We start from the raw sequence: 12,703 nt of genomic DNA, 5'->3' as shown, positions 1-12,703 counted from the left end.
GTCACCCGAACGGATCAGGTGAAAGAGTTGTCATTCATCTTGTTACTGATCATTTTTCACTTGAGTGAGCATCATAAGAAGGTGAAAACTGAGACAAAGCCTGTACTTTTTGCCAATCGGGGCGATTACCGCACCACTATCCTGAGTATCGGATTGAAACCATGACCAAAACTGCCAGTACCGCGATTCCGGTCTTCAAGCTTTACGGGGAAAGCCAGCAATGGCCAACGCCCGATTTGTTGCACTGCGAAACCATTTCCCGGCGCAGCCGAGAATACCAGTGGGAAATCCAGCCCCACCGGCACGCGGATCTGTGCCAGTTGTTGTATGTCCACAAAGGCCAGGCGCAGCTGGAAATCGAAGGCCAGCGCACCACGCTTAACGAGGCGACCTTGCAGGTGCTGCCGCCTTTGTGTGTGCATGGGTTTCGGTTTGCCGAGGATGTAGAAGGTTTCATCGTGACGCTGTCGGCGCCGCTGGTCAGCCATTTGCACGCTCAGTTGGGCACCACGGTAGATGGCCTGCAAGTGCTGGGTAATTACCCGGCCGGCAAGGACAGCGATTACCTCAACGGCCTGTTCGCACGCCTGCAGGACGAATACGCCGATGAGCAGCCGGCGCGCGACATGATGATGCACGCGCTGGTCAGCGTGCTGCTCGTGTGGATCAGCCGCCAGGCGATCCAGCGTCGCCACCCGCGCGCACCGCGCGGGCGTGAATATTTCCGCCGCTTTACCCAGTTGGTTGAACAGCATTACCGCGAACACCCAAAGATTGAGGATTTGGCCCACAAATTGGGCATCTCGGTCTCACACCTGAACGGGACGTGTCGGGAATTGGGCGGGCAGCCTGCGTTGCAGATCATGCATGACCGCCAGTTGCTGGAAGCCAAGCGCCTGCTGACCTACACCAGCATGACCATCAATGAGATGTCGGAGGTGTTGGGGTTTTCCGACCCGACCAACTTCTCCCGGCTGTTTCGTCGGCGGGTCGGGTTTTCGCCCAAGGCGTTTCGCGAGCAGCTGAAGGCTGATTAGGGGACGCGGAGCGTCCGGGGCGGCATTCCCACGCGGAGCGTGGGAACGATCAGCAGAGCGCGATAACGATCATCTGAGCGCGCTGAAACTGCCGGTGCGTGGCACGCACAGGTCCTGATGGCAGCTGACCGCAAAGGTCGGCTGCATGCGAGTCTGTTCAACCCGGTAGGCGGCCGTGCCGTACAGCGCGGTCGCTACGGCGGACAGGATGAAAATCATCAGGTACTTTCTAATTTTTAAGGTCATGGCACACCTCTGAACACATCGACTCGGTGCTGTTTAAAGCATAGGTCAGTCAGGGCGAGTTGCCATTATGGGGCGCCATTCAACATCTTTATGTCGGGTTCAGAGCCCGATGTCCCAGACCGGTTCTTCAGGGAAGCGCAGCACCAGAAAATCCAATAGGCTGCGCAGCGCCAACGGCATGTGTTTGCGCGAGGCGTACACCGCGTAGACATTCATCTGTTGCGGTTCGGCCTCGGGCAGTAAACGGATCAGTTCGCCGCGGCGAATGTAATCCCCCGCCTGATAACTGGGCAGTCGCGACACGCCCGCCCCGGCCAGCGTCACCCGTAACAGCGTGGTCGCCTCGTTAGCGCTGATATTCCCCTGTACCGCCACCGACACCGGCTCGCCGTGTTCGGTGAAGTGCCACAGACTTTTGCCGAAGTAGGAATGCGTGAGGCAGTTGTGCTCCACCAGGTCGTGCACCTGCTGCGGCTGCGCATGCTCCAGCAGGTACGCCGGCGAGGCGCAAATCACCGAGCGGCACAGCGTGAGCTTGCGCGCGATCAGGTTGGGGTCCAGCTCAAAACTGGTGCGGATCGCCAGGTCGATACGCTCATCCACCAGGTTCACCGTACGGTCGAGCATCTGCATATCGATACTGACCAGCGGGTAGCGCTTGACGAACTCGGCCACGGCATCCGCCAGCTGCGCCTGGCCGAATGAGCTGCTGACACTCAGCCGCAACTGGCCGCGCGGCGCTTCGTCCGGCTCACTGACGGCCGACTGCATGTCGTTGCACAACTCGAGCATTTGCCGACAGCGCGGCAGCATTTCGACACCGGCCGCGGTGAGGCTGAGCTTGCGCGTGGTGCGGTGCATCAGGCGAGCGCCGACCCAATCCTCAAGCTCCGCCAGATAACGCGACACCACCGGCCGCGACAGGTCCAGCTGATCAGCGGCGGCTGACTGGCTGCCCAGGTCGACTACCGTGACAAACACCCGCATTGCTTGAAGACGATCCATGATTTGCACGCTTTTAGAAACAAACTATGTTCAAGCATGGCATTTTTTGTGACGTTTGGTGCAACTAAGCTCTGTGCATCACTTATCGCCTGCTGGAGCTGCACATGATCTCGATGCTCAAACGATTGGCCACCGCAACGGCCGCCCTGGCATTCGCCGCCCATGCGGCTGCCGCCGACCTGAAGCTCGACGCCTACAACCCCGGTGAGTCGGCGATGATGCCCGTCAGCTCGGTGCTGGTCAGCGGCGAGCACGACGTCATCCTGGTAAACGCGCAATTCGGCAATGCTCAGGCTGAGCAACTGGTGACAAAAATTCGCGCCAGCGGCAAACACCTGACCACTATCTACGTCAGCGACGGCGACCCGGATTACTACTTCGGCCTTGAGGTGCTGACGAAGGCGTTCCCAGACGCGAAGGTACTGGCGTCGCAGCCGGTGGTCGACCACATCAAGGCGACCGCCGAGCAGAAACTCGCGTTCTGGGGCCCGAAACTGGGCGCCGACGCACCGAGCAAAACCATCGTCCCGCAGGTGCTGCCAGGCCATACCCTGACCCTGGAAGGCAAGACGCTGGAAGTGATCGGCCTGGACGGCGCACAGCCGGACCGCACCTTTGTGTGGATCCCCTCGATCAAAGCGGTCGTCGGTGGTGTGGTGGTCTTTGAAAACACCCACGTCTGGATGGCCGACACGCAAACCGCCAAGTCGCACGCCGACTGGCTGACGACGCTTAAACGCATTGAAGCGCTGAAACCCCATACCGTGATTCCGGGCCATTACCTGGGCACACCGACGGTGCAGTCCGTGGCCTTCACCGCCGACTACATCAAAGCCTTCGATACCGAGACCGCCAAAGCCAAAGACTCGACGGCACTGATCGCCGCCATGAAGAAGCGTTACCCGAACCTTGCCGACGAGAGCAGCCTGGAGTTGGGCGCCAAAGTGGCCAAGGGCGAAATGAAGTGGTGAATGGTTTTAAACCTTAACGTACTGGAGAACGTCATGAGCAAGATCGCAATCATTGGTGCCACCGGCCGTGCCGGCAGCCAACTGCTGGAAGAAGCGCTGCGTCGTGGGCACAGCGTCACCGCCATCGCACGTAATACCGACAAACTGGCGGCGCGCCCGGGCGTCACCGTCAAGCAAGTCGACGCCCTGGATGCCAACGCGTTGCAACAGGCTGTCAGCGGCAACGATGTGGTGATCAGTGCGGCGCACTTCGCCACGCTGCCGGCCAGTGCCGTGATCGGCCCGGTGAAAAAAGCCGGTGTGAAGCGCCTGTTGGTGGTCGGCGGCGCGGGTTCGTTGTTGTTGCCGGGTGGCGGGCGTGTGATCGACAGCCCGGGCTTCCCGGCCGAGTACAAGGCCGAAGCCAGCGCCGGGGCTGATTTTCTGGAAACGCTGCGTCAGGAAAAGGAACTGGATTGGACCTTTTTGTCGCCGTCGGCGGAGTTCGTTGAGACTGAACGCACCGGTAAATTCCGCGTCGGCCAGGATGACTTGCTGGTGAGCGCTGAAGGGCGCAGCTGGATCAGCTTTGCTGATTACGCGATTGCGTTGATTGACGAGGTTGAGTCGCCGAAGCACTCGCGCCAGCGTTTCACCGTCGGCTACTGATCCCTGTGGGGGCTGGCTTATGTGGGAGCCAGCTCCCACATTTGAGTCTTCAGTGTGAAGACTGTTGTGCCTGGCTTACCAACCACTCCATCAAGGCGACTAATCCGGCAGACGGCTCTGTCCCCGGCGGATACACCAGGTAATACCCCATCCCCGTCGGCACCCGCAGTTCAAACGGCGTCGCCAACCGCCCCGCCTTCACATCCTCGCCAATCAATGCACTGTCGCCAATCGCCACCCCGGAGCCTTGGGACGCCACCGTCATGGCCAAATCCAGCGTCTCGAAATGATGCCCCTGGGCCAGGTTGCTCAACCGCGTATTCGCCGCCTTTAGCCACAACGCCCAGTCGCGTTCATCCCGCGTGGGGTGCAGCAGCACCTGTTGCTGCAGGTCCGCCGGTGTGTGCACACCTGCAAGAAGCCCCGGCGCACAGACCGGCGTGAGTTGTTCATCGAATAAATGCCGCGCCTGCGCCGACTGCTCGGCGATGGGCGCATAGATCACCGCCGCATCGAATTGCTCGCGGCGAAAATCCACGGTGTAGGCGACGGTGGTGGTGAGTTCCACCGGCACGTCCGGGCGCTCCTTTTGCCATTGCAGCAAACGCGGCAGCAGCCAGCGCATCACGCAGGTGGAGGCCTTGAGTTGCAGGGTTTCGCGGCGACTGCCGATCTGTTCCACCGCGTCAGCGATCAGGCCAAAGACTTGCTGCGCACGCAGCGACCATTCGCGGCCCTTTTCGGTCAGGCTCAAGCCCCGCGCCTGGCGCTGGAACAAGGCGTAGCCCAAATGGCTTTCCAGCCCGGCAATCTGCCGGCTCACCGCGCCTTGGGTGATGTGCAGTTGCTCGGCGGCGCGGGTGAAGTTGCAGCACTGGGCCGTGACCCAAAAGGTGTGCAGCGCGGGCAGCGGTGGCAGGCGTTTCATTGGGGCACAGCCATGACGTGAAGACATGGCTAGTATGACTTTTTATCGATTGTTGCCGCTACGGGCCAGCCGCTCCAATAGCGCCTCGAATCAATAACAAGAGCGACATGTATGGCGACCTGCGGCGAAGTATTGGTCAACCTCCTGGAAAGCTACGGCGTGGACCAGGTGTTCGGCATTCCCGGCGTGCACACCGTGGAGCTGTACCGTGGCCTGGCGCGTTCGAATATCCGCCACGTCACCCCGCGCCACGAGCAAGGCGCCGGGTTCATGGCCGACGGCTACGCGCGCACCAGCGGTAAACCCGGCGTGTGTTTCATCATCACCGGCCCCGGCATGACCAACATCACCACCGCCATGGGCCAGGCGTATGCCGACTCGATCCCGATGCTGGTGATTTCCAGCGTGCAGTCGCGCAGCCAATTGGGCGGCGGGCGCGGCAAGTTGCATGAGCTGCCGAACCAGGGCGCGATGATTGCAGGCGTGGCGGCGTTCTCGCATACCTTGATGTCGGCAGCGGAATTACCGGGCGTGCTGGCGCGCGCGTTTGCGCTGTTCCAGGCCGGGCGGCCGCGCCCGGTGCATATCGAGATTCCACTGGATGTGTTGGTCGAAAACGCCGACGCCCTGCTCGGCAGCGAGCCGGTCAGCGTCGCGCGTGCCGGTGCTGCGCCGTCGGCGGTCAAGCAAATGAGCCGGCTGCTGGCGGCGGCGAAACGCCCGCTGATCCTCGCCGGTGGCGGCGCCATCGAGGCGGCCCCCGAACTGACACGCCTGGCCGAAACCCTCGGCGCGCCGGTGGCCCTGACCATCAACGCCAAGGGCATGTTGGCGTCCACGCACCCGTTGCTGATCGGCTCGACCCAGACGCTGGTCGCCACCCGCGCCCTGGTTGCCGAAGCCGATGTGGTGCTGGCCATCGGCACCGAACTGGCGGAAACCGACTACGACGTGACCTTCGCCGGTGGTTTCGAGATTCCCGGCGCGTTGTTGCGCATCGACATCGACCCCGACCAGACCGTGCGCAACTACCCGCCGCAGGTCGCGCTGGTGGCGGATGCGCAGATTGCAGCCGAGGCCTTGCTGGCCGAGCTGAACACCCAGACCTTGCCCACGCGCGATCCACACTGGGGCGCTCAACGCGTCGCCCGCTTGTGGGCCGAATTGACGCCAGGCTGGGACGCCGCAACCCGCGCGCAAACCCTGTTTCTCAACACAGTGCTGGAGGAATTGCCCGACGCCGTGCTGGTGGGCGATTCCACCCAGCCGGTGTACAGCGGCAACCTGACCCTGAACCTCGACCACCCGCGTCGCTGGTTCAACTCCTCCACCGGCTACGGCACCTTGGGCTATGCCCTGCCCGCTGCGATTGGCGCGTGGTTGGGACGTGGCGACGGCCAGCCGGTGGTGTGCCTGATCGGCGATGGCGGCCTGCAATTCAGCCTGCCGGAACTGGCCAGCGCGGTCGAGGCACACGTGCCGGTTATCGTGCTGCTGTGGAATAACAAGGGCTACGAAGAGATCAAGAAATACATGCTCAACCGCGCTATCGAGCCGGTCGGTGTGGACATTTACACCCCGGACTTTATCGGTGTCGCCAAGGCCTTGGGCTGCGCCGCCGAACGCATCCAGGGGATTGCGCACCTGCGCACGGCATTGCGCGCTGCGGCTGATCGCCAGGGGCCGACGCTGATTGAAATCGACCAGGCACTTTGGATGCAGGAGGTAGCGGTATGAGCGCGGTACTGAACGGTGTGTTTATCGGTGGCGAGTGGCGCGCAGGCCATGGGGTTCTTGAAGTGATCAACCCGGCGACCGAGGCCACCTTGGCCCACGTCAGCGTGGGTGATGCGAGCGCCGTGGCCCAGGCCGTCGAGGCCGCCAGCGCGGCCTTCAACGACTGGTCGAAAAGCACCGGCCGTGATCGTGGCGCCCTGCTGCGCAAGGTTGCCCAAGGTGTGCGTGAACAACGTGAACAACTGATGCAGTTGCAGTCGAGCAACAACGGCAAGCCGCTGTTTGAAGCCGGCATCGATGTGGACGACGTGGTCGCCACCTTCGACTACTACGCCGGCCTCTGCGACGCCATGGACGCCGCGCAGGACCGCCCGGTGGCGTTGCCCAGCGAGGATTTCAGTGCACGTCTGCGCCGTGAACCGTGCGGCGTGGTCGGCTTGATCGTACCCTGGAACTTCCCGATGGTGACCACCGCCTGGAAACTCGCCCCGGCCCTGGCCGCCGGCTGCTGCGTGGTGCTCAAGCCATCGGAAGTCACGCCATTGGCGGAGCTGCAATTGGCGCAAATTATTGCTGAAGCCGGGTTCCCGGCGGGTGTGTTCAACCTGGTCTGCGGCACCGGCCTGGCCGTCGGCGCACCGCTGGCAGCCGACCGTCGCGTGGCGAAGATTTCCTTCACCGGCAGTAACGCCGTTGGCGTACAGGTGATGCAGCGCGCGGCGGAAACGGTCAAGGGCGTGAGCCTGGAACTGGGCGGCAAATCCTCGCTGCTGGTATTGGCGGACGCCGACCTCGACCTGGCGGTTGAACTGGCGTGTGGCGGTGGTTTTTTCAACGCCGGGCAGATCTGCTCGGCCACCAGCCGTGTGCTGGTGGCGGACAGCTTGACGGACGAATTCCTGCAGCGTTTGCAGGCGCGGGCTGAAGGGATTCGCGTGGCTGACCCGTTTACCGAGGATGTGGAAATGGGCGCGCTGATCAACCGTGCGCAGTATCAGCGGGTGCTCGGGCATATCCAGCGTGGCCTCGAGGATGGCGCGCGCCTGCTGTGCGGCGGTGATCGACCGGCGGACCTGGCGAAGGGCTATTTCCTTCGCCCGACGGTGTTTACCGATGTGCCGCTGGACAGTGCATTGTGGAACGAAGAGATCTTCGGCCCGGTGCTGTGTGTAAGACGCTTTACCACTGAAGCGCAGGCCATCGACTTGGCCAATGACAGCGATTTCGGCCTGGTCGCCAGTGTGGTGAGTGCCCACGCCGAAACCGCCGAACGCGTGGCCAACGCCTTGCAGGCCGGGCTGGTGTGGATCAACGCGCCGCAAGTGATCTTCCCGCAAACGGCGTGGGGCGGTTACAAACAAAGCAGCATCGGCCGCGAGCTGGGGCCGTGGGGGCTGGCGGCGTTTCAGGAGATCAAGCATGTGATCCGCGCCGTCTAGCAACGCAGATCCTTGTGGGAGCTGGCTTGCCTGCGATAGCGGCGGGTCAGCCCCTGATTCAGTGCCTGATACACCGCCATCGCAGGCAAGCCAGCTCCCACAGTTTTGCGCGTCTTGCTTTAGTCCCTGATTTTTAGATAGTGCCAACGACTTTCTGATTTGCCCCGCTCGCCCCTGCGTGGCCTGATTCGCCCTTGTCTCTTCAAGGCCCACCCATGGAAAACGTCCGCACAAAACCCACCACCGCCGTTTGGCTGATGATCAGCGTGGTACTGGTCGCCCTTAACCTGCGCCCATCGATGGCAGCCGTCGGCCCGCTGTTGTCGTCGATTCGCGGCGATGTACCGTTGAGTTTCAGCAGCGCGGCCTTGCTGACCATGTTGCCGGTCATGGCGATGGGCCTGGCGATGTTCTTTGGCATGGGCCTGGGCAAACGCGTTGGCGAGCACCGCAGCATTGTGCTGTCGCTGCTGGTGATTGGCGTGGCCACGCTGTCGCGGTTGTTTGTGGATTCGGCGCTGGAGTTGATCGTCAGCGCCATCGCTGCCGGCGTCGGTATCGCGATGATCCAGGCGTTGATGCCGGCATTGATCAAGACCCGCTTCAGCGACAACGTTTCGCTGTTCATGGGCCTGTACGTCACCGCCATCATGGGCGGTGCAGCGTTGGCGGCGTCGTTCGCGCCGTTCGTGCAGGTGCAGACCGGCAGCTGGCGCATCGGCCTGGCGATCTGGGCGGCACTCGCGTTATTGGCATTGGTGTTCTGGTACGCCCAGCGCTCGGCAATGCCGCCGCTGCCCCAGGCCGGTTCCGGCCCGCAGGAATCATTTTTCGGTAATCGTCGCGCCTGGTTACTGGCGATCTTCTTCGGCCTCGGTACAGCGTCCTACACCTGCGTACTCGCGTGGCTGGCGCCGTATTACGTGGAGCAAGGCTGGAGCGAGCAGAACGCCGGTCTGCTGCTGGGGTTCTTGACCGCCATGGAAGTGGTGTCCGGCCTGATCACGCCCGCTATCGCCAACCGCCGCCAGGATAAACGCGGCGTGGTCGCGGTGCTGCTGGTGTTGATCATCCTGGGTTTCTGCGGCCTGATTCTTAGCCCGCAACACCTGAGCCTGTTGTGGCCTTGCCTGTTGGGCCTGGGCATCGGCGGCCTGTTTCCGATGAGCCTGATCCTGTCCCTCGACCACCTCGACAACCCGCGCCGCGCCGGTGGCCTGACCGCGTTTGTGCAAGGCATCGGCTACCTGATTGCTGGCCTGTCGCCACTTATTGCCGGGATGATTCGCGACCAACTCGGCAGCTTCGAATGGGCCTGGTGGTCGCTGACCGCCGTGATCGTGGTGATGCTGCTGATCGTCACGCGCTTTAATCCAAAGCATTACGCACGACATATCCACTGACGTCGTGTTGCCAACATTATTTGTCCCACGCAAAACATAGAAACGCCCTACAGCGCTTTCTATTGGCACGACCGTTCCGTTAAGCTTTTGCCCTTGTCGCGCGCTGCCTCAGTGCCAAGGCTTACCGGATGGAACGGATGCTAAACAGTAATTTGCTCAGAAAGCTCGATATGCAGGACTTGATGGTGTTTATCGCCGTCTACGACCAGAGCAGCGTTACCGAGGTGTCTGAAACGCTGTTCGTCAGCCAGTCCACGGTGAGTTACAGCCTGAAGAAACTGCGCACCAGTTTCGAGGATGAACTGTTTATCAACACGCGGGCGGGCATGCGGCCTACGTACAAGGCGACCACCATGTACGGGCATGTGCAGAAGATCCTCGACAGCATCAACCTGTGCCACGCCGGTGGCCAGGCCTTCGACCCGACACAGAAGGCGGTGACCTTCACGGTCTGCGCGCCCGAATACTTCGAACAGCTGATACTGCCGCGCCTGCTGAAGAACTTCGACCGCGCCGACCTGCCGGTGAACGTCAATGTGCAGAAGCTGGAAACCGAGATCCCGGCCGACGACCTGCGCGAAGGCCGTCTCGACCTGGTGATTTGCTTCGGCCCGCACTTTCACCGCGCCCATAAAGACTTCAAGACCCAGATGCTGCTGGAAGACGATTTGGTCTGTGTGTTCGATAAACGCGCGGCGCCGCGGGAGTCGGCGTTCAGCCTGCAATCCTTCGTCGAACGGCGCCACGTTTTTCCGACGCCGTGGTCCTCGGACACCAATATGATCGACGGCTGGCTGGCGCGTCAGGCCCACAAGCGCCAGGTGGTCGCCCGGGCCAACAGTTACAGCGCAGCCTTGAAGATGATCACCGGCACCGACTTTATCGTCACCCTGCCCCGCCGCGTGCAGAAGCTGCTGGCGCCCGCCAGCGTGTTCGGCCATTGCGAAGCGCCCAACGGTTTACCGGGGTTTACCCTGGACATGCAGTGGAACGAAACCAGCGGCCAGGACAGCGCCAATACCTGGTTTCGTGAGCAGGTGGTGAAAGTGTGCGCGGATCAAGGGTTGTTGTAACCCTCAGCCGATGGCGACTTTACTGTAGGACTCGCGATCCATGTCGACCAGCAGGACGCTGAGCTGAACCTGTATATCCGCCGGCCATTCGCCCATGTCCTGCAACGCCGCCAACAGGCTTTCCGACAACTGCTGCTTGACCTGCGGTGAGCGCCCGCTGAGCAGCGACAGCTTCACGGCGATGAAGCCGCGTGGGTTCAGGGACGTGCCGACCTGGAAACTCTCGACCTTCACGGCGCGGCTTTTGATATCGAACTCGGAACCGAACTGCCCGGATGCCATCAGCACATTGTTGAGCCGCAACAGGGTTTTCTCGACGGCCAGGTCTTTCAGGTTGGCGGTGTATTCCAGGTGCAGATGCGGCATGAAAGGCTCCGAGTTGTTGTAGGAAAAGAGACATACGTATAGCACGCAGCCGCACTGAATCAGAGCGCTTTGAAGGTGAAACTTCGTTCAGGCGGTTCGGTTTGAACGGTTATCTCAAGACTTTGCCGCCAGCACCGGCAGCCTGTCGCGTTCGCTCATGAACGCCTCCAGCCGCGAACGCATCCAGCGTTCCGCAGGGTCGGTGTCGACGTGGCTGAGCCAGACCATGGACAGGTCAAGAGTCGGCGTTTCAAACGGAAACGGCTCGCAGAACAGGTTGCCGCCAGCCGCCATGGCCTGGGCGGTGTAGTCCGGCAGGCTGGCGATCATGTCGGTGCCGGCGAGCAAGGCCGGCAGCGCACTGTATTGCGGCACCGACAGCACCACATGACGCTTGCGGCCAATCTCGGCCAGCCATTCATCGGCAAACCCGGACACGTTGGCGGTGTGGGACACCAGCACATGGGGGCGTGCGCAATATTCGTCGAGGGTCAGCGGTTTGTCCGAGGCGTCGGCACGTAACAGGCAGGGGAGGATATGCCGCAATAGTTTGCGCTTGGCATTCGCCGGCAGGCCGCGGGTCTGGGTGATGCCAACGGTGATATCGCCGGACGCCAGCAGGTCGGGGATGCGCCAGTAATCCACGTGCTGCACCACAAACACCACCAGCGGCGCTTCCTGGCGCAGGGCACGCAGCAAGGGCGGCAGCAGGCCGAACTCGACGTCATCGGACAAACCGATGCGGAAGGTCATGGTGCTTTGGGTCGGGTCGAAATCGTGGGTCAGGCTCAGGGCCGACGACAGGGAATCCAAGGCCGGCGACAGGTGCTGGATGATCTCCTCGGCCCGTGCAGTCGGCTCCATGCGGTGCCCAACGCGAATAAACAGTGGGTCATTGAACAAGGTACGCAAACGGTTGAGGGCAGAACTGATCGTCGGTTGGCCGAGAAACAGCTTCTCCGCCACCCGCGTCACGTTGCGCTCGAGCATCAGTGCTTCGAAGACCACCATCAGGTTGATGTCGGCCTTGCGTAATTCATTGCGATTCATCGGCGCCTGCCCCTTTCCCCAAGACAAGCCGCAGTTTAGAAAGCCCAGGGGGCTGCGTCTATGTGAACACTGTTCATCGCTCGGCTTTGGGACTATAAATCAGCTCTTTAAGGTCGCAGGAACACCATCGTGCTGGTCATTATCGCCTTGGCCATCGTGGTGGCCGGGTTGTGTCTCTGGGTTGTCCGGTTCATCGCCAATGCCACCGTCAGGACACTGACGCGGGTGTTTATCGGCTTGTGCCTGGCTGCGGCCTTGGCTTATTGGATACTGGCGCAGGGTTTTCCCATTTCCGTGCTGCTTTCATGAGCTGTTTTTAAACCACTTACTTTTTCAGCAAGGACTGCTTAATCATGAAATTCGCCTACACCATCATCTATGTACCGGACGTGGCCGCCTCCCTGGCCTTCTTCGAAAAAGCCTTTGGCTTCAGTCGCCGTTTCCTGCATGAATCCGGCACCTACGGCGAGTTGGAAACCGGCGACACCACCCTCTCGTTTGCCGCGCATGAGCTGGGCGAGCTGAATTTCGACGGTGGGCACGTGCAGGCGCATGCCTCCAGGAAACCGCTGGGCATGGAGGTGGGGTTCGTCACAGAGGATGTGCTTGTTGCCCATGCCAAGGCGCTCGCACTGGGCGCGACAGAGCTGGCGCCGCCAAGTACCAAGCCGTGGGGGCAAGTGGTGTCTTATGTGCGTTGCCCGGATGGGACATTGGTGGAGTTGTGCACGCCGATAGTGGGCTGAACACAGAGTTAATGTGGGAGCGGGCTTGCTCGCGAATGCGGAGTTTCAGTCGAA

14 protein-coding genes are annotated in these 12,703 nt (G+C 61.6%); 9 read left to right on the top strand and 5 right to left on the bottom strand.

Going from position 1 to position 12,703, the window contains the following annotated elements; genetic code table 11:
- Positions 1–161 precede the first annotated feature (161 nt).
- Complete coding sequence (locus L8I05_RS10765; RefSeq protein ID WP_159954866.1) at positions 162–1,037, top strand: helix-turn-helix domain-containing protein; 876 nt, start codon at positions 162–164, stop codon at positions 1,035–1,037.
- 69 nt (positions 1,038–1,106) lie between these two features.
- Here L8I05_RS10765 and L8I05_RS10760 read toward each other — a convergent pair whose 3' ends face one another.
- Together L8I05_RS10760 and L8I05_RS10755 are read right to left on the bottom strand one after the other, a co-directional pair.
- Complete coding sequence (locus L8I05_RS10760) at positions 1,107–1,283, bottom strand: hypothetical protein (RefSeq protein WP_242168851.1); 177 nt, start codon at positions 1,281–1,283, stop codon at positions 1,107–1,109.
- A gap of 99 nt (positions 1,284–1,382) precedes the next feature.
- The gene (locus L8I05_RS10755; RefSeq protein ID WP_242168849.1) at positions 1,383–2,288 is read right to left on the bottom strand and encodes a LysR family transcriptional regulator; all 906 of its coding nucleotides are present in this window, start codon (positions 2,286–2,288) and stop codon (positions 1,383–1,385) included.
- 104 nt (positions 2,289–2,392) lie between these two features.
- Between L8I05_RS10755 and L8I05_RS10750 the strand changes: the two genes are divergently transcribed.
- On the top strand, positions 2,393–3,259 hold the full coding sequence (locus L8I05_RS10750) for an MBL fold metallo-hydrolase (protein WP_242168847.1): 867 nt from the start codon (positions 2,393–2,395) through the stop codon (positions 3,257–3,259).
- Between the two features lie 33 nt (positions 3,260–3,292).
- A complete protein-coding gene (locus L8I05_RS10745) occupies positions 3,293–3,907 on the top strand; it encodes an NAD(P)-dependent oxidoreductase (protein ID WP_242168845.1) in 615 nt (204 codons plus the stop codon).
- A 49-nt stretch (positions 3,908–3,956) separates the two neighbouring features.
- Here L8I05_RS10745 and L8I05_RS10740 read toward each other — a convergent pair whose 3' ends face one another.
- Positions 3,957–4,835: a LysR substrate-binding domain-containing protein gene (locus tag L8I05_RS10740; protein WP_242168843.1), complete on the bottom strand. Its 879-nt coding sequence runs from the start codon at positions 4,833–4,835 to the stop codon at positions 3,957–3,959.
- A gap of 111 nt (positions 4,836–4,946) precedes the next feature.
- On the opposite strand from L8I05_RS10740, the gene L8I05_RS10735 reads away from it, so the two are divergent.
- From L8I05_RS10735 to L8I05_RS10720, 4 genes are all read left to right on the top strand, one after another.
- Entirely contained in the window at positions 4,947–6,572 is a 1,626-nt protein-coding gene (locus tag L8I05_RS10735; protein WP_242168841.1) for a 5-guanidino-2-oxopentanoate decarboxylase, read from the top strand.
- Positions 6,569–8,011, top strand: coding sequence for an aldehyde dehydrogenase family protein (locus L8I05_RS10730; protein WP_242168839.1), 1,443 nt, complete (start codon positions 6,569–6,571; stop codon positions 8,009–8,011). Before L8I05_RS10735 ends, L8I05_RS10730 begins: the two co-directional genes overlap by 4 nt.
- Positions 8,012–8,226: 215 nt before the next feature.
- Positions 8,227–9,414 carry a cyanate transporter gene (locus tag L8I05_RS10725; RefSeq protein ID WP_242168838.1) on the top strand — a complete coding sequence of 396 codons (1,188 nt, stop codon included), beginning with the start codon at positions 8,227–8,229 and terminating at the stop codon, positions 9,412–9,414.
- A 137-nt stretch (positions 9,415–9,551) separates the two neighbouring features.
- The gene (locus L8I05_RS10720; RefSeq protein WP_159954858.1) at positions 9,552–10,487 is read left to right on the top strand and encodes a LysR family transcriptional regulator; all 936 of its coding nucleotides are present in this window, start codon (positions 9,552–9,554) and stop codon (positions 10,485–10,487) included.
- A 3-nt stretch (positions 10,488–10,490) separates the two neighbouring features.
- Here L8I05_RS10720 and L8I05_RS10715 read toward each other — a convergent pair whose 3' ends face one another.
- Together L8I05_RS10715 and L8I05_RS10710 are read right to left on the bottom strand one after the other, a co-directional pair.
- Positions 10,491–10,853 (bottom strand): 5-carboxymethyl-2-hydroxymuconate Delta-isomerase, encoded by a 363-nt coding sequence (locus tag L8I05_RS10715; protein ID WP_242168836.1) that lies wholly within the window; start codon positions 10,851–10,853, stop codon positions 10,491–10,493.
- A gap of 114 nt (positions 10,854–10,967) precedes the next feature.
- Positions 10,968–11,903 (bottom strand): LysR substrate-binding domain-containing protein, encoded by a 936-nt coding sequence (locus tag L8I05_RS10710; RefSeq protein WP_242168834.1) that lies wholly within the window; start codon positions 11,901–11,903, stop codon positions 10,968–10,970.
- A 129-nt stretch (positions 11,904–12,032) separates the two neighbouring features.
- Here L8I05_RS10710 and L8I05_RS10705 point away from each other — a divergent pair, with 129 nt between their 5' ends.
- Together L8I05_RS10705 and L8I05_RS10700 are read left to right on the top strand one after the other, a co-directional pair.
- Positions 12,033–12,212: a hypothetical protein gene (locus tag L8I05_RS10705; RefSeq protein WP_177016113.1), complete on the top strand. Its 180-nt coding sequence runs from the start codon at positions 12,033–12,035 to the stop codon at positions 12,210–12,212.
- 44 nt (positions 12,213–12,256) lie between these two features.
- Positions 12,257–12,649, top strand: coding sequence for a VOC family protein (locus L8I05_RS10700; protein WP_159954853.1), 393 nt, complete (start codon positions 12,257–12,259; stop codon positions 12,647–12,649).
- The last annotated feature ends 54 nt before the right edge of the window (positions 12,650–12,703 follow it).

Origin of the sequence: Pseudomonas sp. MONT-RG-20F-20-E-7-02 (genome assembly GCF_022662395.1) — a bacterium.
Taxonomy (GTDB): Bacteria; Pseudomonadota; Gammaproteobacteria; order Pseudomonadales; family Pseudomonadaceae; genus Aquipseudomonas.
This window is presented reverse-complemented; position numbering and strand designations above follow the sequence as displayed.